General features: G+C 56.6%; 18 protein-coding genes. 8 read left to right on the top strand and 10 right to left on the bottom strand.

Going from position 1 to position 17,826, the window contains the following annotated elements:
- Nucleotides 1–55 precede the first annotated feature (55 nt).
- Together Mal65_RS12840 and Mal65_RS12835 are read right to left on the bottom strand one after the other, a co-directional pair.
- The gene (locus Mal65_RS12840) at nucleotides 56–418 is read right to left on the bottom strand and encodes a SpoIIAA family protein (protein ID WP_145298134.1); all 363 of its coding nucleotides are present in this window, start codon (nucleotides 416–418) and stop codon (nucleotides 56–58) included.
- Nucleotides 419–1,136: 718 nt separating this feature from the next.
- Nucleotides 1,137–1,625, bottom strand: coding sequence for a DinB family protein (locus tag Mal65_RS12835; protein ID WP_145298131.1), 489 nt, complete (start codon nucleotides 1,623–1,625; stop codon nucleotides 1,137–1,139).
- Nucleotides 1,626–1,937: 312 nt separating this feature from the next.
- On the opposite strand from Mal65_RS12835, the gene Mal65_RS12830 reads away from it, so the two are divergent.
- The gene (locus Mal65_RS12830) at nucleotides 1,938–2,210 is read left to right on the top strand and encodes a hypothetical protein (RefSeq protein ID WP_145298128.1); all 273 of its coding nucleotides are present in this window, start codon (nucleotides 1,938–1,940) and stop codon (nucleotides 2,208–2,210) included.
- A 77-nt stretch (nucleotides 2,211–2,287) separates the two neighbouring features.
- Nucleotides 2,288–2,467, top strand: coding sequence for a YqaE/Pmp3 family membrane protein (locus tag Mal65_RS12825; protein WP_145298124.1), 180 nt, complete (start codon nucleotides 2,288–2,290; stop codon nucleotides 2,465–2,467).
- A 44-nt stretch (nucleotides 2,468–2,511) separates the two neighbouring features.
- On the opposite strand, the gene Mal65_RS12820 is transcribed toward Mal65_RS12825, so the two are convergent.
- On the bottom strand, nucleotides 2,512–3,210 hold the full coding sequence (locus Mal65_RS12820; protein WP_145298121.1) for a ZIP family metal transporter: 699 nt from the start codon (nucleotides 3,208–3,210) through the stop codon (nucleotides 2,512–2,514).
- A gap of 170 nt (nucleotides 3,211–3,380) precedes the next feature.
- Here Mal65_RS12820 and Mal65_RS12815 point away from each other — a divergent pair, with 170 nt between their 5' ends.
- The gene (locus Mal65_RS12815) at nucleotides 3,381–4,301 is read left to right on the top strand and encodes a YihY/virulence factor BrkB family protein (protein ID WP_145304880.1); all 921 of its coding nucleotides are present in this window, start codon (nucleotides 3,381–3,383) and stop codon (nucleotides 4,299–4,301) included.
- Nucleotides 4,302–4,329: 28 nt separating this feature from the next.
- On the opposite strand, the gene Mal65_RS12810 is transcribed toward Mal65_RS12815, so the two are convergent.
- Both Mal65_RS12810 and Mal65_RS12805 read right to left on the bottom strand, forming a co-directional pair.
- Entirely contained in the window at nucleotides 4,330–5,058 is a 729-nt protein-coding gene (locus Mal65_RS12810; RefSeq protein WP_145298118.1) for a hypothetical protein, read from the bottom strand.
- 82 nt (nucleotides 5,059–5,140) lie between these two features.
- The gene (locus Mal65_RS12805) at nucleotides 5,141–6,358 is read right to left on the bottom strand and encodes an AI-2E family transporter (protein ID WP_145298115.1); all 1,218 of its coding nucleotides are present in this window, start codon (nucleotides 6,356–6,358) and stop codon (nucleotides 5,141–5,143) included.
- Between the two features lie 436 nt (nucleotides 6,359–6,794).
- Between Mal65_RS12805 and Mal65_RS12800 the strand changes: the two genes are divergently transcribed.
- The 4 genes from Mal65_RS12800 (at nucleotide 6,795) to Mal65_RS12785 (ending at nucleotide 10,348) form a co-directional block, all read left to right on the top strand.
- Nucleotides 6,795–7,181 carry a hypothetical protein gene (locus Mal65_RS12800; RefSeq protein WP_145298112.1) on the top strand — a complete coding sequence of 129 codons (387 nt, stop codon included), beginning with the start codon at nucleotides 6,795–6,797 and terminating at the stop codon, nucleotides 7,179–7,181.
- A gap of 506 nt (nucleotides 7,182–7,687) precedes the next feature.
- Nucleotides 7,688–8,113: a response regulator gene (locus Mal65_RS12795; protein WP_165701238.1), complete on the top strand. Its 426-nt coding sequence runs from the start codon at nucleotides 7,688–7,690 to the stop codon at nucleotides 8,111–8,113.
- A 492-nt stretch (nucleotides 8,114–8,605) separates the two neighbouring features.
- Nucleotides 8,606–9,661 carry a MamS/MamX family magnetosome protein gene (locus Mal65_RS12790; RefSeq protein WP_145298106.1) on the top strand — a complete coding sequence of 352 codons (1,056 nt, stop codon included), beginning with the start codon at nucleotides 8,606–8,608 and terminating at the stop codon, nucleotides 9,659–9,661.
- Between the two features lie 135 nt (nucleotides 9,662–9,796).
- The gene (locus Mal65_RS12785) at nucleotides 9,797–10,348 is read left to right on the top strand and encodes a DUF421 domain-containing protein (RefSeq protein ID WP_145298103.1); all 552 of its coding nucleotides are present in this window, start codon (nucleotides 9,797–9,799) and stop codon (nucleotides 10,346–10,348) included.
- Here Mal65_RS12785 and Mal65_RS12780 read toward each other — a convergent pair.
- Nucleotides 10,332–11,051: a response regulator transcription factor gene (locus Mal65_RS12780; RefSeq protein WP_145298100.1), complete on the bottom strand. Its 720-nt coding sequence runs from the start codon at nucleotides 11,049–11,051 to the stop codon at nucleotides 10,332–10,334. The two genes, Mal65_RS12785 and Mal65_RS12780, sit on opposite strands and share 17 nt — an antisense overlap.
- A 675-nt stretch (nucleotides 11,052–11,726) precedes the next feature.
- Nucleotides 11,727–12,638 carry a ribokinase gene (gene rbsK, locus Mal65_RS12775; RefSeq protein ID WP_145298097.1) on the bottom strand — a complete coding sequence of 304 codons (912 nt, stop codon included), beginning with the start codon at nucleotides 12,636–12,638 and terminating at the stop codon, nucleotides 11,727–11,729.
- A gap of 270 nt (nucleotides 12,639–12,908) precedes the next feature.
- Between rbsK and Mal65_RS12770 the strand changes: the two genes are divergently transcribed.
- Nucleotides 12,909–13,973: a ThuA domain-containing protein gene (locus tag Mal65_RS12770; protein ID WP_231131358.1), complete on the top strand. Its 1,065-nt coding sequence runs from the start codon at nucleotides 12,909–12,911 to the stop codon at nucleotides 13,971–13,973.
- A 486-nt stretch (nucleotides 13,974–14,459) separates the two neighbouring features.
- On the opposite strand, the gene Mal65_RS12765 is transcribed toward Mal65_RS12770, so the two are convergent.
- The 3 genes from Mal65_RS12765 to Mal65_RS12755 form a co-directional block, all read right to left on the bottom strand.
- Nucleotides 14,460–15,866, bottom strand: coding sequence for a phytoene desaturase family protein (locus tag Mal65_RS12765; RefSeq protein ID WP_145298095.1), 1,407 nt, complete (start codon nucleotides 15,864–15,866; stop codon nucleotides 14,460–14,462).
- 168 nt (nucleotides 15,867–16,034) lie between these two features.
- On the bottom strand, nucleotides 16,035–16,286 hold the full coding sequence (locus Mal65_RS12760) for an acyl carrier protein (RefSeq protein ID WP_145298092.1): 252 nt from the start codon (nucleotides 16,284–16,286) through the stop codon (nucleotides 16,035–16,037).
- 75 nt (nucleotides 16,287–16,361) lie between these two features.
- Entirely contained in the window at nucleotides 16,362–17,621 is a 1,260-nt protein-coding gene (locus Mal65_RS12755; RefSeq protein ID WP_145298089.1) for a beta-ketoacyl-[acyl-carrier-protein] synthase family protein, read from the bottom strand.
- Nucleotides 17,622–17,826 lie beyond the last annotated feature (205 nt).

Genomic DNA, 17,826 nt, shown 5'->3' with positions numbered 1-17,826 from the left:
GCGTTTCGCAGCGGCCAGTGTCCTGCGATTTTGAACACAAAGTGACCAAACCCGGTCAGTCAGCGATCCACAATGCTGCAGCTTCGACGCCACCGGCCGGAAAGTGCTTGATCTCTGCGGCGACGAAATGAGATGCCAGTCGTTCGGCGACGTCCCCCAAAACGGAATCCGTGACGATGGCGACCTTCTGGATACGCTGATGGTGGTCTCGAACGAACCGAAAGTGTGCGACCATCGCTCCGAAGCTTTCCCAGCCCGGAAACGACGGCGCATCGATGACCAGCCCTCTCAGCCCGCCACTGGATTCGATATACGGATCCACCGTTTCGGCCAAGCCAACAAAGTCCGCTTCCTCTAGCGCCGCCTCCGGCCGCACATGCAAAATAGACCGCGTCCTATCCAAACGAAACTCAATCATCTTCTCACCTTCCATCTATCCACAAACTCAGTCTTCCGAATGCTGGCACGAACCAGAAATTGATATTCCGATTCACCAATTGACACGGCCAGACGCCCCCGCTTAGACGCACTGCGAATCCTAATTGCGATTGTGCTCGAGCATTCCAACCAGCAACACTCTCATCAACGATTGCGTCATCTACATATCAAGGACAATTGCTGACAGGAAGCAAATCCAGGCAATTTGCTGCCTGTCAGCGACTCCAGCCTCCGATCACTGCGACACTCGAGCAGCAGGGTGCACGATGTGCGTGAAACCGAAGGTGTGGAAGTGGGGCACCGAGATCTCTTGGCCGGAGATCGTTGACTTTGCCAGGCAAAGGTACGATTCAAATGGCGCGCCGACCAACGTTACCGGACGCCAGTCATCCCTCGCAAGCAAAGCACGGTTCTCCGGCACGCCAGGATCATAGACTCGCCTAAGGGGCACGAGAATGAACACCCACCCATCGTTCTTGACGCGAATCTTCAGATCCGGCGGTGCCCCCACATTACCGGTTGAGAAAACCCAATCCTGCAGTCCTTAAAGGGGTCAGGCCTCTTTGCCAATTTCCCATTTGCGTCTGACCGAACGGCATTGCTTGTTTCCTCCGTGAAATCGGTGTGCTTTGCAGAGCTTGCCGAGCGCGCCGCCGGCAACACTTGACCGTTCGCGTGTTCCCCTGACCACGCGTCCATTAGAACAATGCGGCGTGTCCCGCGGATCGTCGGCAACTGGATAGTTGGGAAAGGTGGAAGGCAAAATGATTGGTTAGCAACAAGGCTATCATGTCGGCGACGGAAACGATCTGCGTCCCCGTCAGCACTGGCACTCCATGTGGGCTGTCGAGTCGAGAATTGTCGGTCACCGATCCGGCCATTGCTCGCAGATCGCGATAGCCGTCGATAACCGCATTCGTCATCAGGGACAGCGAAAGGATTGCGTCCGGCTTGCCGGTGTCGACGGAGTTTGGACCGAACCGTTCGACCCACTCGGGGTGCGTCAACGAACCACCGAGCATGTGCTGTCCCAACTCGGCACAGATCGCCAAGTGCCCGAGTATCCATGCGGGAGAATGTCCATGCCCGGGAAAGTGTTCGAACAAAGAGTCCTCTGTTAAGTCGCGTGAAACCTTCGCGAAATGGTCAAGCTGAAACTCATTGTTTGTCCGTTCGCGGGTGAACATCGAGAGACCTGCTGGGCTGTTGGGGGCGGTGACTGAACTCTGGCGAGTCCAGCTACGGTTGAAGTGGTTCGTGACTGAACTCTGGCGAGCCCAGCTACAGAATAGGCGATTGGTTTGGCGGCGAGGCGAAGATCATCGGAGATGGCTGCGCGTTTCGGATTCAGCTTGGTCGTCCAGCGAACGGACGCCCCCGGATTTTATGGTGAAGGGAGCTTTGGCACAGACGTTGCATTTCATCGGTGGTGTCGGAAGAAAACAAGTCCCGCGAACCGTGCTCCGACAGTCACGGTGATCGCATGAATCGAGAACAACATGAAAACTCCGCTGCTTACCACACTGCTTGCCGGTTCTTTGGCTTTTGCCACCGTCGGTTGCGACGTCGATCAAACGCAACCCGGTGAAATGCCCGACGTCGACGTCGACATGGAACCGGGCACCATGCCCGAGTTCGACGTGGAAACCGCTGACGTTGACGTATCGATGGAAAAACAGCCGGTCGATGTGCCCACCGATATCGACATTGAAACGGAAGAACAAATGATTGAAACCCCCGATGTCGACATCGATCTTCCCGACGAAGACTGATCCCACCGTCGGCGAAAATCGCCGACACGCAAATGATCGTCTTGTCGAATCACGCCAACTACTAGGAGTACATGAGAATGACCACTGCCGTACGCAACGAAAACACGATTTTAAAAGTCATCCTGGCCATCCTGCTTCCGCCTCTAGCGGTCTTCATGGACCGTGGAATCGGAGTCCAGTTCGTCTTGAACGTCGTCTTGACGCTGGTCGGTTTCTGGATCGTGGGAATCATCCACGCACTGATTCTGATCCTGTGAACCGGTTAGCATTATTGGAGACAGTGTAGCGTCGAGATCGACCGCTATCGTTCCATGAGATAGCCGATCATGCCGAGTAGGAAACCCAACACCGCCCCGAGCGCCGGGGCGTCGGCGTTTTCCAACTTCGCATCGGGTGCGACGTCGTCGATCACCAGATACAAGATACCGGCTGCTGCGAACACGCTAAGGTAGCCTAACACGGTGTCGTGACCGGACAGAAACCAATACCCTAGCCCGCCGAATGCAGGCCCGAGCAGCGCGGCGACGCTGAACCAAAACAGGATGCGTTTCTTACACATTCCGTTCTCTTTCAATTCGCGGTACGCGTTGAAGCCTTCGGGAAGATTCTGTAACGCAATGATGACCGCGATCACCAGCCCGGGCCCACCCGACGCCACGGTTGCCCCCAACGCGATAACCTCCGGAATGTAGTCCGAAAGCATCGCGATCAGTTGGCTGACCGATGAGGTGGATCGGCTGAGCGTACGCTTGAGCAAGTAGAAGAACGCACCGCCCGCGATGAAAGCGATCACGGATTCGATGATGCTAAGTTTGCTGGTGCCATCCGGGATCAGGACCAGCGCGACGGCGGATAAGAGCGCGCCGCTGGCAAAGGCAATGATGGAATGTCGGACTTCCGATTCCAGCCAATCGGGCCGGATTCGCTCCACCGAGGCCAAGATCCCTCCGACCGGAATGGCCACACCGGCCAGCAACGACATCCAGAGCATTTCTTCCATTCGGCTTGTCGTCTTTCTTGGGCGAAGCGGGTGGTATGCGAGTTGCGACTAGGCATCCTGTCGACGCTAGCCGCCAGGAACGATTCGACAGAGTTCAGCACTTTATCGTTCCCAAGATCAATTTTGAAGCGTCATCCATCCGCAATTCCGTTCAACACGCCGCCGTTCCGATGAACTATTTGAAAGAGACCTTCGCCCAGTTTTCCAACGACCGTTGCACGACGCTTGCCGCCGCGTTGGCCTTCTATACCGCACTGTCTTTGCCACCTTTGATCTATTTGTTGACGTTGGTGCTGACGCTTTCATTGTCGGCGATGTACGACACAGACCAGGCAGAAGCGAAAGCACAAAATGTGATTCAGACACAAGCATCGGAGCTGATCGGAAACGAGGCTGCGGCCGACGAAATTCAAAGCTTGTTGAAAAGTGAGCGAGAAACCTCGGGCAAGTGGTGGAAGGCACTGCTGGGGATCGCCGGTACGATCGTCGGTGCGACCGGGGTTGTTGCGGCGCTGCAAGCCGCGTTGAATCAAGTTTGGGAGGTCCGCCCTGATCCGGATTCATCGGGTATTTTGGATGTGCTTCGAAAACGCATGTTATCACTAGGCATGATCTTGGGATTGGGCTTTCTGTTGTTGGTGTCACTATTGCTGTCGTCCGTCGTCGGTGCCGCCGGCAAGCAGATCGGCGGTTGGTTTGGAATGTCCGACGTGGCGGTGACGTCCCTGAACTTTGTGACCCAAGCCCTAGTCGTCTTCGTTATGGTGGCGGCAATCTTTCGATTCATGCCCGACGCGATTGTCCGCTGGAAGGACATCGTCGTTGGCGCAGTGATGACGACTGCCTTGTTTCTTGTGGGGCGTGCGGTTTTGCAGATCTACTTTCAATATGCATCGCCCGGTCAAGAGTTGGGTGCTGCCGCGGCGTCGCTGGTCATCTTTCTGGTCTGGGTCTATTACACCGGTATGATCATGCTGTTGGGCGCCGAAGCGACCCAAGTTTACGCACGAATGTATGGTGCCGGAATTCGACCGGAGCCCCATGCGGTCCGCGTGGAGGAAAAAATTCATCGCAAACCCGTCGCAGGGTGATCGACAAAAGCGATTGAGTGCCGGTCGATTAGACGCTTTGTCGCGATTGATAGGCTGCGGCAAAGCGTGCATCGAATTCCTGGAACGTCTTCAGTACCGACGGTCGATTCATCAGTTGTTGTGCTTCTCGCACTTGCTGGCTGTCACGGATCGTCTCCACAGTGCCCGCCACATTGTCCTTTTCCTCCGATGCCGCTTTCGAGAAAGCCTTCGCGGCTTGTCGCCACGGTTTCGTGACACGCCGCAAGTCGGAGACACTGGAACGCAAAAGACGAAAGTCGATGCCGCCAAACGCTTGGTCAAAAGCGGCTTTGAAGCGATCGATTTGTTCCCGATTCGGGTTGGTGTCTTGCACAAGCTCGATCTGCTTCCACTGTTGAATTGCACGGCCCAACAACACCATTCGCAGCACGTCCAACGGGACCCCACGGATTGATGTTACCAACGCAACGATCTTCCGGATCGGAAACAGCAATAACTTGATGGGCGCACGCACAGCCATCGATGCACACCCGGCGAACCAACCGCCGCCACTTGAATACAGATCCGCCACATCCGACGAATCATCGGAGGGCAGATCTTTCAACACCGTCTGCACGACGTACTGGCGACAGCGTTGGCGAATCACATCGTCCACGAAGGGAACGGGAACAAATCTGGCCGACGCATAAACGAAACCCGATGCCAGCCATCGCGACATCTGGATCGATGAGTATTCAACTGGAGAATTGGTCGTTGATTCATCTGGGTTGGGCATGTCGATTCAGTCGTGGGGTGATTACAGGGTGTGACGGTCAGTGGGCTGAGTGTACGCAGGGTTGGTCGATGACGCGGCACGATCAATGAGCCAATTCTTCGATGCTTTGCTGATGATCCACTTGGACGGCGGAGGTGTTCTGGTAACAAGCTGATTCTTCACTTCGCGACGCGCCCAGTATCACGGCGATCGGCCGAGCGGCGGGCAAATGGCAACACACTTCGCGAATCGTGATCACCATCGGGATCGCCAAGAAAACGCCCAGCAAGCCCCACAGAAAGCCAAACGCGGCGACGGACAGCAGGACCACCAAAGGCCCCAAGCGTAACGTTTTTCCGACGATCATCGGCGTCACGACTGAGCCTTCGATAACGGTCACGCTGTAATACAGTCCCGCCACCGCCGCGGCGTTGATGAGTGGTTCGAAAACACTGCTGGCCGCCAAGAAAACCAAGCCCGTCGCGGCCAACGGCCCCAGATACGGCACGAAATTGAACAAGCCTGCGATCGCCCCCCACAGAAACGGGGTCGGCATGCCAACGCCCCACATCACCAGTGATGAAACCGTCGCCAGTCCAACATTGATGGCTGTGATGCTGGCGAAATAGGTGCCGACGTTATGTTGGACGCTGGCCAGCGTTTTCATCACTTCGTGTCGTGAACTGCCGCGATCGATCACTTCCAAGCAACGATTGACGAGTTCGTCGCCGTCGCGAAGCATGAAGAACGCCAGAGTCAACACAACCGCAATGAACGCAATCACCTGCCCCGTCGTATTGATCAACAATGTTTCATTCAGGACTCCTGGCTTCTGGACATCCACCTTGATCTGCGGACGGTCTTCCGTGATCGGCTGGCTTGCTTTTTCCAGCTGCGATTCCGTTTCGTCCAAGATGGTCAACGGCCGAACGATGCTCTGAAAATTCTCCTTCAGCTTCGCAATGTTCTGCGGGGCCTCTCCCAGCCAGTATGTCAGTGGCCCATACAAAACGGCCACCGTAAACGCTAGCACCGCGAACGCCGATAACATCAAGGCGGCACTGGACAACGTTGGCGAAAGTCCACTCTTGGCCAATCGCACCGTTGCTGGCCGCAACGTCAGGTAGGCAAGGAACGCCATGATCACCGGGACGATGACTCGGCTGGCGAAGTACAGTCCGGCGGCAACCATCACCGCAGCGATCACTGCAATTCCGACCGACATGACGGTGGCCCGGCTGACGGATTCCTGTTGGTCTTGGGAAGAAGCACCACGGACCCAACGATGGTCATGGCCGTTGTCTTGATCGTGGTCATTCATTGCATTGTGTCATTGGGTGGATGAGATCGAACCAGCGTGATGGATCACCAACCGGGGGTGGGGCGACGAATCGCTGGATCGGCGGCGGTAGCGACGTTCTCGTCTCGACGAAAGCGCTCGGGCCAATCGCGAACCACCTTCGAACAATCGCACATGTCATGCCGCGGCATCTTCGCCGGGGAATCCTGTCGAGCGAGTTTTCCATAACGCCCGATACCCGACACTCGCTACACCCCGCCCACCGACGCATGACCAAGGGCCAACCGCAGTCACGATTTCAACATCGCGCACTGATTCGAAAATTTTGATCACCGACTACGGCATACCGGTTGCTACTACCGACTGACGCCCGGCACGGCGGCGTGACGGAAACGCCGGCATCCACCGGGCTGAAGACGCACCCTTCTGAACACCCTTACAAAAGGAAACCCATTTCATGCGTTTCATGACCAGTATTCTGACACTCGCGCTCGGACTCGCCTTTGTCGGTTGCGACGACAGCATTTATGACCAGCAGGCGGATCAGGTTCGCGATGCGGCTCAGGAGCAGGCTGCCGACATTCGCGACAGTGCCGACGCAGTTGCGGAAAACACTCGCGAGTCGGCCGAACAGATGGCCGACAACCTGGAACAACGATACGAGTCGGCCAAACCCGCTGTCGAAGACGCAGCCGAAGAAAAGGCTGATGCGATCGAAGCCTGGGGTGAAGAAAAGGCCGATGCGGTTGAGGCAAATGCCGAGAACAAGGCTGACCAGGTCGAAGTCGAAGGCGAAGAGACGGCGGACGCCTTGGAAGAAATCGACGACGAATCGGTCGAATAATCGACGCTCATTCGTCTATTCGTTTCAATCACGCCAGCGTCCGAAAACTCGGCCGCTGGCGTTTTTGTGTTGGTCAACATCCAACAAAAGCCGAATACAACCATTGATCACGAACAACTTGGTCGATGGAAAGACAATCGCACGCCGTACGGCAGGCGGGCAAACGTTTTTCGACCAATGGCAACCCGATGCGTGAACGAGGAAGCAATGATGTTGAGCTCGCCTCGCCGACGCTTCGGGTTACCAAAAACGCCAACGCCTCGTGTAGATTCGCAACCTCAATACGCTCGCGTCGGGTTGCGAAACTTAGCAGGATCTGTCCGCCAACAATGATAAGTTCCGCCATTCAATTCTTGGTTCGTATACGTCGGTCCCTACCGTCGTGCTGATCGTCCGCGATGAAACCAATGGCCATGCGATCTGGCGAAGATCCAAGTTAAATATCCGATGAATCATCGGTCACTGTTATGCGAACCGATGTATCAAACTCTCCAACAGTCAATCTCATGTTATCCACACCGCAGAACTCAGCACGCCAGCCCAATGGTCCGGTTGCGGTCGTGGTCGACGATAATCGCGTCACGCGTCGGTTGATTCGAACACTTCTCCATCGCTTGGGCATTCGTTCGGTGACCGCCCCCGACGGACAGGCTGGACTTCAAACGGTGCAACGCATCCAACCCGACTTGATCGTCACCGATCTCGAAATGCCCAACATGACCGGCGAACAACTTGTGCAAGCAGTTCGCTGCAACGTGGATCCTAGAATCGCGAATCTTCCGATCGTCGTCTGCAGCAGTTGCAGCGAAACGTTCGTGGCATCGGCAATCAGCAACCTGCGTGCGGATGCCTTTGTCCCCAAGCCGATCGGGAACGACGATTTCCGTACCGCGGTCCATCAGGTGATGCATCAAGGTGACGGCACCGCATAGGATCGGCGACTGCTCTGGCCGCAATGTGTCTGTGCACTCTCACCCTCGGTTCGCATCGGGACGATCCACCAAACTGGTCGATCATCAATCGCGTCCGTCGATCTGTAAGCATTGTGCTGTGCCACGATATCGAGAAATAGGCGGGCTGATCTTGTAGAGTTTGGCAACCCGACGCATTAGCGAGGAGAAAGGGATGCCGATATCGCCTCGCTCACGCTTCGGATTACCCAGAAAAACCAATGCCTCGGGTGAAAGCGCAACTTCTAAACTTAGGCGTCGGGTTGCCATCTGTCGTTGAACCCTTGTCCGCCTGCTTAGCACGCCGGGGGCATCCGCCCATTTCCCGCCATGCGTAGCAACCCAAACACGAGTTGTTGAAATTTCTTGGTGTGAAACATCATCTCCTGGCATTCGTGTTGCACGTTGTATCAGGCAACTGAGGCGAATGGCCTTGGATCTATATACGACTTCCCTAGGAGACCTATGATGAAGATGACGAAGAAACGAATGTTGCTTGCCGCCGCCCTTGGTACTGCCGTGTGCACGCCTGGTGGATTCATCGTCGCCGAAGAAGTCAGCACTCGTGGACCGTACTATGAAGATGACGCATGGTACGATATCACGGAATGGTTTGACGGAAATGATTACAATCCGACCGACGAAGCCTTTGGCCGGATTGATGATGAACGTTACAGCTTTGCTGATGATGCGACCAGCGACGACCGGGACAACGACGTCGAAGATGGCGAAACCAACTACGGTTACGCTCGTCGCAATGATGTCATGGAAAGCACAGGCTTTTATGACTACTACGACGACGGTTACGGCACTTGGGAACAGCAATTCTTCACCAAGTATTACGACGTCGATGACGACGGGTACTACGACGCCTACGCATCGTACACCGACACGGACGGCGACGGCGTTTACGACGATTTTGAATACCTGTCGTTCAACGACGCCGGATCGGACGCCCAGCAGCAGGCTCGCAATGACAGCAAGGACACCCGTTCGGAACTGAAGCGAGCCGAAGGACAGATTGCCGACACGAAAACGGTGAAGGTCCGCGGGACCGAGCACTTGGTGGCCATGGTGAACGTCCAGAACTCAACTTGGCCCGTCGACTTGGGTCCGAAATCCGAGATTCAGAATCTGAATCAGGGTGACTCGCTGACCGCGACCGGACACGTGTTGACCGTTGGTGACAAGAAGATCTTGATGGCGACGGAGGCACAGTACGCTGATCAAACGTTGGAAGTTCAACGCGGTGGACGCGAATTTACGGGCAAGGTGCAGAACACCAAGACCGTCAATGTTCGCGGCACCGAGCATCAACTGGCCAAGATCAAGACCGACGATGGCAAGAACTTGATGGTGGATCTGGGCCCGAAGGATCGACTGGACAACAAGCTGCAGGAAGGCAAATCGATCACCGTTTCCGGTGTACCGGTGAAGGTCAACGACCGAGCGTTGTTGATGGCTCGGGAATTGCACTGCGATGGTGAGACGATGCAGATTGCTCGTCGCGGCAACAACAACCGCAGTTAATCGCCGCCCAAACTCATCGCAATCGTTTGACGCGTTGCGATGACCGATGATTGTGGCCGATTCGTTCTATCCACAAGGATAGGGTGAATCGGCCTTTTTTGTTTCCATCAACTTCGAAGATTCCGGACCATCGAAATGAAAGATCAATGGAGCGTTTTATCGTTCGGCGATATTGTCGTCTTGGTCTTGTCGGCATGGCTGGTGTACGCGGCGATCATCATCTACACACGCCTGGCGGGGCTGCGAAGCTTTTCCAAGATGTCGGCTCCCGACTTTGCGATGACTTTGGCGGTTGGGTCATTGTTCGCGTCGTCGATCTCGGCGCCGCGTCAACGCATGATCGCGGGCTTGATCGCCCTGGCGGTGCTATTTTTGACGCAACAGGTCATCGCCTGGATTCGCACGCGGATCAGTCCGATGCGGACGCTGATCGACAATCGCCCGGTCTTGCTGATGGCCGGAGATCAGATCTTGGGCGACAATCTAAAACGAGTGAACGTGACTCGATCAGATTTGATGGCCAAGCTTCGCGAAGCCAACGCCGTGCGACGGTCCGACGTCATCGCCGTGGTTTTTGAAACGACCGGTGACATATCGGTTCTGCACGGCGACCACGACTCGGTTGATCCCGAATTGTTTTCGGGGGTGGACGGTGCCGAGCGACTGAAGCTTAAAAGTGCTCGCTGATCAGACCGTTTTCTTCCAGCCGCACCAGCATTTTGACGATCTCGATGGGGCGATCAAATCCCATCAAATCCATGATCTTTTGCCGGCGAAGTTCTACCGCACGCGTCGTGCGACCGACGGACGAAGCGATTTCCTTGGTGGTGTCACCGCGTGCGTAGCCGCGACAGATGCTGCGGTCGACCTCGTCCAGTTGAACCAACAGTTCGCGCACTTCGGTCAGCGTGCGTCGATAGTCCGATTCGGCCCGGTCCATCACGCTGGATACACGACCGATCACCAAGATCGCATACCGCGGATCCTTGATTTCGTGCATCCGACGTTTGTAGGTGGTCATCGTCGCCGTTCGACCGTCGGCAACGGACCACAGATGTTCCAGTTCCAGATTGTTCACGCCGTCCAACAGCATGCTGTCCGAGTCACGCGACAGCTTGGCGAAATTGGTCGCCATGTAGGAATCGGTGGCCAATCCGACGCTGGATTGTCCGGCAGCGGTCAGGCGGCGAAACGCTTCGTTTTCGCACGTGATCATTCGCTGCGTGTTTTTCAACACGATGCTGGATTCGAACCGGTCGAGGTCCAGCGGTTCGGTCCGCCCTCTCGCGTTCCACCGCAAGATAAAGCTGACGACTTCCGCCTTTTCTTCTTCCATTGGAGTCTGGTATTCCCAGACCTGCGGCGGATCGCCGGATTGTGAATCATGCATGAAGGGTGCCCTCTTTGATGCATCAGCGATCTTACAGAAGGCTGGCGGAATTTAAACAAGCAATTCGCAACTGCGCAAATTTTTCGCATCGCGAATATTTGTGTGATGATATTTGACGAATATCATCATTTCACCGATCGCGGTATGCGGAGATTCCCCCACAAATGCGGAAATCACAACGACTGGGCGTCTAAGTGGCGAATACTGTTAACAGTATCGCAGCGGGGCACCGCGAAGGGGGCAGGCTAGCGGAGACAACGCGAGCGGGGTGAGAGCAACTGGTTGACAGGGACTCGTCGAACGAGGGGCAGTCTTCAACAAGTCCCTGTCATGCCAGTTCGCCAGAACGAAATGGACGTCGGCTCGTTAAAAGGGGGGCCGTGGATCGCTGGGCTGAGTCGACTGCGGCATACGGGGCAGAAGAGTGATGCCGAGTCGGCCGGTATGCGATCACGAGCGACGTTCGATTGGCTGGCTTTCGTCCTGACGAAAGTAGTATCGCTTGTGCGCAGAGTGACCCCCCAGAGTTTTGCGGATCTTCACCCCGAAATGACCCAGCTGAGCATGACGTGATTGGCACGTTCGAATCATCTGTCATAACTGGGCGCGGTCACGATCACGCGGTGAACCGACAATACGATCATCGTACGGCCGGACGGGGGCCGGTCATGACGATCAGGTCAAAGAATCGGTCAAGTCTTTCCGCGTCGGACAAGAGCCTTGCGCGCCCGGTCGGGTGACGGCGATCGATGCGGCATGGTTGGCCACACGGACGGCATCAACCAGAGTCGTCCCGAGTGCAAGTTCCACCGCCAACGCGCCATTGAACGTGTCACCGGCAGCCGTTGTGTCCACCACCTTTGCCGGAATCGCGGAGACACAACCGACGAAATCAGCGGTCTGGATCCATGCCCCACGATCGCCCATGGTGATGATGACCGTGGGAACGCCACGCTGTTGCAGCCTTTGTGCCGCCGCCTTGGCCGAGTCGTCACATTCAATCGTGACCCCGGTCAACTGATGGGCTTCGTGTTCGTTCGGGGTGATGATGTCGATCAATGCCAACAGACTGTCCGGCAAGTCTTGGGCGGGCGCCGGGTTTAAGATCGTGGTCGCCCCCGATTGCTTTGCCAATGCGGCCGTGTCTTGCACGGTTTGCAGTGGTGTTTCCAATTGCATCAAAACGATGGAAACGTCGTCGATTTGTCTCCAAGCCGACTGAACCTCCGCGCCAGACAAACAAGCGTTCGCACCGGAGGCGACTGCGATGCAATTTTCCCCTGATTCGTCAACGGTGATCGTCGCGACGCCGGAAGCCGAATCGGGGTCAACGCCGATGAACCGCGTATCGACACCACAGCGTCGCATGTTGGCCACCGCATCGCGTCCCAGTGAATCGTCGCCGACCTTTCCGATGAACACGACGTCGCCGTCCAGCTTGGCGGCGGCGACCGCTTGGTTGGCTCCTTTACCACCAGGGTTCATCAAGAAGGTTCCCCCCAAGACGGTTTCGCCTGGACCGGGCAACCGCCGCGTGCAAATGACCATGTCGGTGTTGATGCTGCCGACGACGACGATTTTGGACATTTTCAGAAACACAGGAAGAATACGGACTCAGAGAGGCAACAAGTCTACCTTGGTGGCGGTCGACCTTGGTGACGACGATCAAGGTTTCACACTGGAGCGTGACGAGTGAGGAAACGGATGAGTTTTCGAGCCATCGCAAACGTCCGCCTGGGCTTTCGGATATTCTTTTGATCCAACCGTCGACGCCGTGCTATTTGTTTTTGCTTTGTCCTGTCACGAATTGACGTCACGACGACGCGTTTTCGTCCAAGCCCACCAGGAGTCTCACCTGTGCTGAATCTTCCTTTGCGTATCAAGCCCATCGGGTTGTTCTTGTTCGTTGCCTTGGCATGGACCACTCCGATGTTGGCCGAACTGTCGGCCCAGTCACCGCTGGTTTACGAAGGTAAATCGGGCCCCGGAGCCGGCAAGCACATCGTTTTCCTGGCGGGCGACCACGAGTATCGTTCGGAGGAAACGCTGCCCGCGATGGCCCGAATCTTGGCCCAGCACCACGGGTTCAAATGCACGGTGTTGTTCACGATCGATCCGGACACCGGCACGATCGATCCCGACGCGGACCACATGCCGGGGACCGAAGTGCTTGCCGATGCGGACGCCGCGGTCATCTTTATGCGGTTCAAGAATCTTCCCGCCGACCAAATGCAACCGATCGTGGACTATTTGAATCGCAGCGGCCCGGTCGTCGGTTTGCGCACCGCCACCCACGCGTTCAAGATCCCCGCGGATTCACCCTTCGCCCGGTACGACTATCAGTACAAGGGCCAGGAATATTCGCGGGGTTTTGGTCGCCAAGTGCTGGGTGAAAGCTGGTCGGGTCACTACGGCAAGAACCATGTCATGAGCACGCGGTTGATCGTGGCGGCGGACCAAGCCGATCACCCCATCTTGAAAGGCGTCACGCAACCGTGGGTCCAGGCCGGTGGTTACTGGACCGAACCGATGGATGACGCGACGGTATTAGCGACCGCCCAACCGCTTAACGGAATGACCGCCAACGCCCCGATCGCCGATGACAAGTCGCCGTGTCCGGGCGCGTGGGTGCGGACCTACGGGGATGGCGACGGCCGTGTGTTCACGACCACCTACGGCGCATCGGTGGATTTGCTTGACACCGATTTTCGTCGCATGATGATCAACGCGTGTTTCTGGTCCTGTGGCATGGAGAACCAGATCCGCGACGATTTGAACATCGATTTCGTGGGCGCGTATCAGCCGTCGAAATTTCAGTTCGGCGGATTTCGGCGTGGCGTGCGACCATCGGAATTGGCGGACTGGAACAGCCCGATCATGTCCCTGCGGTACCCGGTCGAAGTGCCCAAGCGACGCAAGTGATCCGTTGCGATCGACGACTTGGCGCCCAGCGACGGTTGCCCCGATTTAAATCATCGGCCAACCGTCAGCGCGGTGGAGATGAACACGACGGCCACCACGATCGCGAAGAGATTCAGCGTGAAGATCCAGCGGATTACGTTTCGGTGTTTTGCAGCGGGCGCCAACATTGATCGCACAGCCTGTGAATAGATCATCCATCCGGTGTCGCCGAAAATTCAACGGTTGAATCTCGAGAACCGGTCTGCTTGATCCTATGCCGCCAACAACCGCTAGATCCAGCGGCACAACGACGCGGTGGCCACACGCAGTCGGCACCGACGAAGGAGGCCAATTTGTCCGACAAGCGATCAAAAATGCCGTAAAAAGCGGTCTGTTCGGCCATTCCGCAGGGTCAAAAACACTTCACTGTCCGGCGGTCGGCACGCATTCACCGCGACCAATTACCGCACCAACTGTTGTGAAAAATACGGATGGCGCCAGAAACGCTTAGGCAGCCGTGTCGTCGACCAGGCAGTGGCGGTTGGCCATGCTGATCCCACTGACGATCGCCCCGACGATGCCCACGAATCCTTGGTCGGTGCCGCAAAGAAACAGATTGGGCAAGTGCGTGGTGCCGTCCAGCTGTTTGTCGGGAGCCCCGTAAACGGCCCCGTTGTCGTGCCAGGTGAATCGACGGATCGTCTTGGGTGTGAAGACGTCGGTGTCGACAACATGCCGCCGAAAATCTGGCATGAAGCGGACCGATGCGGCGATGGCGGCATCGTATTGCTGTGCCTTTGCGGCCAAGTATTGCTTTTCGGGCAAAGCACACCATCGGTCGTGATTGGCCAGCGTGGTGATGCGAATCACCCCTTCGGGCAATTCGCCTTCGTCATCGGAATAGACGTAATTGTTCGGCGAACAAATCACGCCCGTGCGGAAATCACACAACTGGTCATCGGGCCGCGTCCAATGAAACGTCGGGCTGTCGTTGTAAAAAACGATCGTCCGATCGAAACCGATCTCTTTGGGTTGACGATCCAGGATGCTGATCGATTCGATGAACGACAACTGACCCGCTTTGGCCACATCGACGTCGGTGATGTCATCACACATCCGCATCGTTTCGACGTTCCCGGCGGACGACAGAATCCGCTTCGCTTCGATCTCCGTTCCGTCGTCCAGGACGACCCCGGTCGCACGTCCGTTGTCGACGTGGATCCGCGACACACCGCTTCGCAATTTCAGTTCACCGCCCAGCCCGCGAAACTTGCGAACCAGGTTCTTCAGGATCAGCCGCACGCCTTTGTAGGGACGGCCAAAGCCCTCCAGATAACACGCACGAAACATGATGCAGAACTGGCCGAAATCCATATCGTTTTGGCGTGCGTTGCCGTACCACATCAGCGGGCACAACAGCATTTCGATCAACAACGGTTCGCCGATGTGTTCAGCCAAGACGTCACGGGCCGAACGCATGAAGTTCGCATCGGTGCCGTCCATGTCGCTGTAATCCAACAACGACGAACACAACGAACGAAAGCCGTCGATCTGGTCTGGAAACCGTTCGGCGATCTGACTTTCCAACAACGCGATGTCGTTGTTGAAATCCAAACTGACATCGGGAAAGCGAATGCTGCTGCCGATCTGTTCGGCCAGCTGGAAATCTTCCCAGCGAAAACGCAGTTGCCGGATCAGCTTGGCCAGCGGTCCGCGGCGATCTCCCTTGCGGGCAAAGTTGGTCATCGCGTGCAGGCCGACGTCATAATCACGTCCGCCCATGCGATAGAACGAATTCAGACCGCCGATCGTGTAATGCTTTTCCAGAATGCAGACACGCTGGTCATAGTGGGCCAGGCGGATGCCCGCAGCCAGCCCGCTCATTCCGGCGCCGATGATGATCGTGTCGTACATCGATGGCATTCCAACTTGCTTGGACACACGCATGCGTGGCGGCGTCAGGCGCGGTGATCAAACGATGCTGCACGTGAAGAATACGGGGAAAGCGTCGACGTCATCCGTAGATGCGTCGCCGCATGCCGGCGGACGCACGAAACCTTGGACGACGCGACGACGCCGCCGCTACAGATCCTTCATCTTCGGTTCCAGGTAAGTCACCGTCGACTGCATGCTGGCCAAGTTGCCGTAATCTTCCTCGGGAATCTGAACGCGATGACGCTTACGAAGCTCCATCACGATGTCCAGAAAGTCCATGCTGTCTAATTCCAGCTGTTCGCGAAACGGCTTGTCGTCGTCCAGGCTGTCCAGGTCCTCGTCGGGCGAAATGTCGTCAAGGATGTCCAGAATCTCGGATCGAATTTCTTCAGGGGTCATATTGATTTTGGCTGGGGATGACAAACGAGAATGACGCCGAAGCGTCGACAAAATGCTGGTCGCGGCAGGGCCGAATCAAACACGGCCGATGATGACGACGGAATTGATACCCAGCATTCCGAAGGAGTTGTTCAGGATGTAATCCACCCGCGAGACTTCCTGAGGTTCGTTCAGAACCAAACCGGGAAGTTCACAGGACGGATCCAGGTCGTCGACATTGATGGTCGGATGAACCACGCGATCTTCGAAAGACTTTAGGTTGCCGGCCAGTTCCAAAGCGCCCGCGGCGCCCATCGCGTGACCGATGTAGCTTTTGGTATTGTTGATCTTGGTGCCGGGCGAATCACCAAAGACCCGCCGCAGTGCATCGCATTCTTGGGTGTCACCGCTGTTGGTCCCGGTGGCATGCGTGCTGACGATGTCGATGTCTTCGGCGCCCAAACCGGCGCGGTCCAAAGCCATCTGGACACACTGTGATTGCCGTTCGGGATTGGGCAGAACGAAATCCGTGGCGTCGGTGTTCATCGCATAGCCGACCAGTTCGCCGTAAATCTTGGCGTCACGGGCCTTGGCATCGCTCAGCCGTTCCATCGTGTACAGACAACCGCCTTCGGCGACGACGATACCATTGCGTTGGGTGTCAAACGGCCGACTGGCTCGGGTCGGGTCATCGTGCCGGGCCAACGCGTTTTGGCTGTTGAAGCTGGCAAAGATCCCGAAGGTGTGAATGCTTTCGCTGGTCCCGCCGGCGATGGCCAGATCGCATTCGCCCAGTCGCAACATTTGCGCGCCCTGGATCAATCCCGCGTTGCCCGCGGCACAGGCGGCACCGATCGTGTAGTGCGGCCCGGTAATGCCCATGTTCAACGCGATTTCGCCGGCCGGATTGTTGGCGACCGTTCGCGGATTGTGGTGATGCGACCAGCAACTGGTGTCGTAATCGAAACCTTTGATGACGTAGATTTCGTTTTCGGTTTCGACGTTTCCATGCTCGGTCACGCCGACGTAAATGCCGACTCGCGAGCGGTCGACGTTTTCCCAATCCAGCCCGCTGTGCTTGACCGCTTCGTTGGCCGCGTACACGCCGACGCTGCCGGCACGAGTCCCACGGCGAATTTCTTTCTTCGCCTGGTAACGCTTGGTGTCGAAATCACAGATGCCGGCCAGGGTTTTTCCGAAGTACCGAATTTCATACGGCTGGACGCCGCTGCGTTTTTCCAGCAACGATTCCCGCATGCTTTCCCAATCGTTCCCGTTGGGCGCAGTCAGGCCGATACCGGTGATGACGATTCGTTGATCGTCGGGCAATTTGGAGGCGCGGTTGGGTGCGATCACAGCAGCAAAGGGGCTCGACCAATCGAGCCGTCAGAAGGGGGCACAAAGCCGGGCCGGACGAATGATCCGGCGGCGTCAGGCGGCCGGTGGGTCCGGCGAGGGCGACAATCCCAAAAAACTAGCGTTCGCAACGCAGATTGACAACATCCCGGTGGCCGAAGTCCCGACGCGTTGCGGCCCCGCCCCCCATGCGAATCGTCACGAT

It is taken from the genome of Crateriforma conspicua (genome assembly GCF_007752935.1).
Taxonomy (GTDB): Bacteria; Planctomycetota; Planctomycetia; order Pirellulales; family Pirellulaceae; genus Crateriforma; species Crateriforma conspicua.
This window is presented reverse-complemented; position numbering and strand designations above follow the sequence as displayed.

Bases quoted from the DNA above. Each gene is read 5' to 3' on its own strand.
- Mal65_RS12840 (WP_145298134.1), bottom strand. From the start codon at position 418: ATGATTGAGTTTCGTTTGGATAGGACGCGGTCTATTTTGCATGTGCGG.
- Mal65_RS12835 (WP_145298131.1), bottom strand. From the start codon at position 1,625: ATGTTCACCCGCGAACGGACAAACAATGAGTTTCAGCTTGACCATTTC.
- Mal65_RS12830 (WP_145298128.1), top strand. From the start codon at position 1,938: ATGAAAACTCCGCTGCTTACCACACTGCTTGCCGGTTCTTTGGCTTTT.
- Mal65_RS12825 (WP_145298124.1), top strand. From the start codon at position 2,288: ATGACCACTGCCGTACGCAACGAAAACACGATTTTAAAAGTCATCCTG.
- Mal65_RS12820 (WP_145298121.1), bottom strand. From the start codon at position 3,210: ATGGAAGAAATGCTCTGGATGTCGTTGCTGGCCGGTGTGGCCATTCCG.
- Mal65_RS12815 (WP_145304880.1), top strand. From the start codon at position 3,381: ATGAACTATTTGAAAGAGACCTTCGCCCAGTTTTCCAACGACCGTTGC.
- Mal65_RS12810 (WP_145298118.1), bottom strand. From the start codon at position 5,058: ATGCCCAACCCAGATGAATCAACGACCAATTCTCCAGTTGAATACTCA.
- Mal65_RS12805 (WP_145298115.1), bottom strand. From the start codon at position 6,358: ATGAATGACCACGATCAAGACAACGGCCATGACCATCGTTGGGTCCGT.
- Mal65_RS12800 (WP_145298112.1), top strand. From the start codon at position 6,795: ATGCGTTTCATGACCAGTATTCTGACACTCGCGCTCGGACTCGCCTTT.
- Mal65_RS12795 (WP_165701238.1), top strand. From the start codon at position 7,688: ATGTTATCCACACCGCAGAACTCAGCACGCCAGCCCAATGGTCCGGTT.
- Mal65_RS12790 (WP_145298106.1), top strand. From the start codon at position 8,606: ATGACGAAGAAACGAATGTTGCTTGCCGCCGCCCTTGGTACTGCCGTG.
- Mal65_RS12785 (WP_145298103.1), top strand. From the start codon at position 9,797: ATGAAAGATCAATGGAGCGTTTTATCGTTCGGCGATATTGTCGTCTTG.
- Mal65_RS12780 (WP_145298100.1), bottom strand. From the start codon at position 11,051: ATGCATGATTCACAATCCGGCGATCCGCCGCAGGTCTGGGAATACCAG.
- rbsK (WP_145298097.1), bottom strand. From the start codon at position 12,638: ATGTCCAAAATCGTCGTCGTCGGCAGCATCAACACCGACATGGTCATT.
- Mal65_RS12765 (WP_145298095.1), bottom strand. From the start codon at position 15,866: ATGTACGACACGATCATCATCGGCGCCGGAATGAGCGGGCTGGCTGCG.
- Mal65_RS12760 (WP_145298092.1), bottom strand. From the start codon at position 16,286: ATGACCCCTGAAGAAATTCGATCCGAGATTCTGGACATCCTTGACGAC.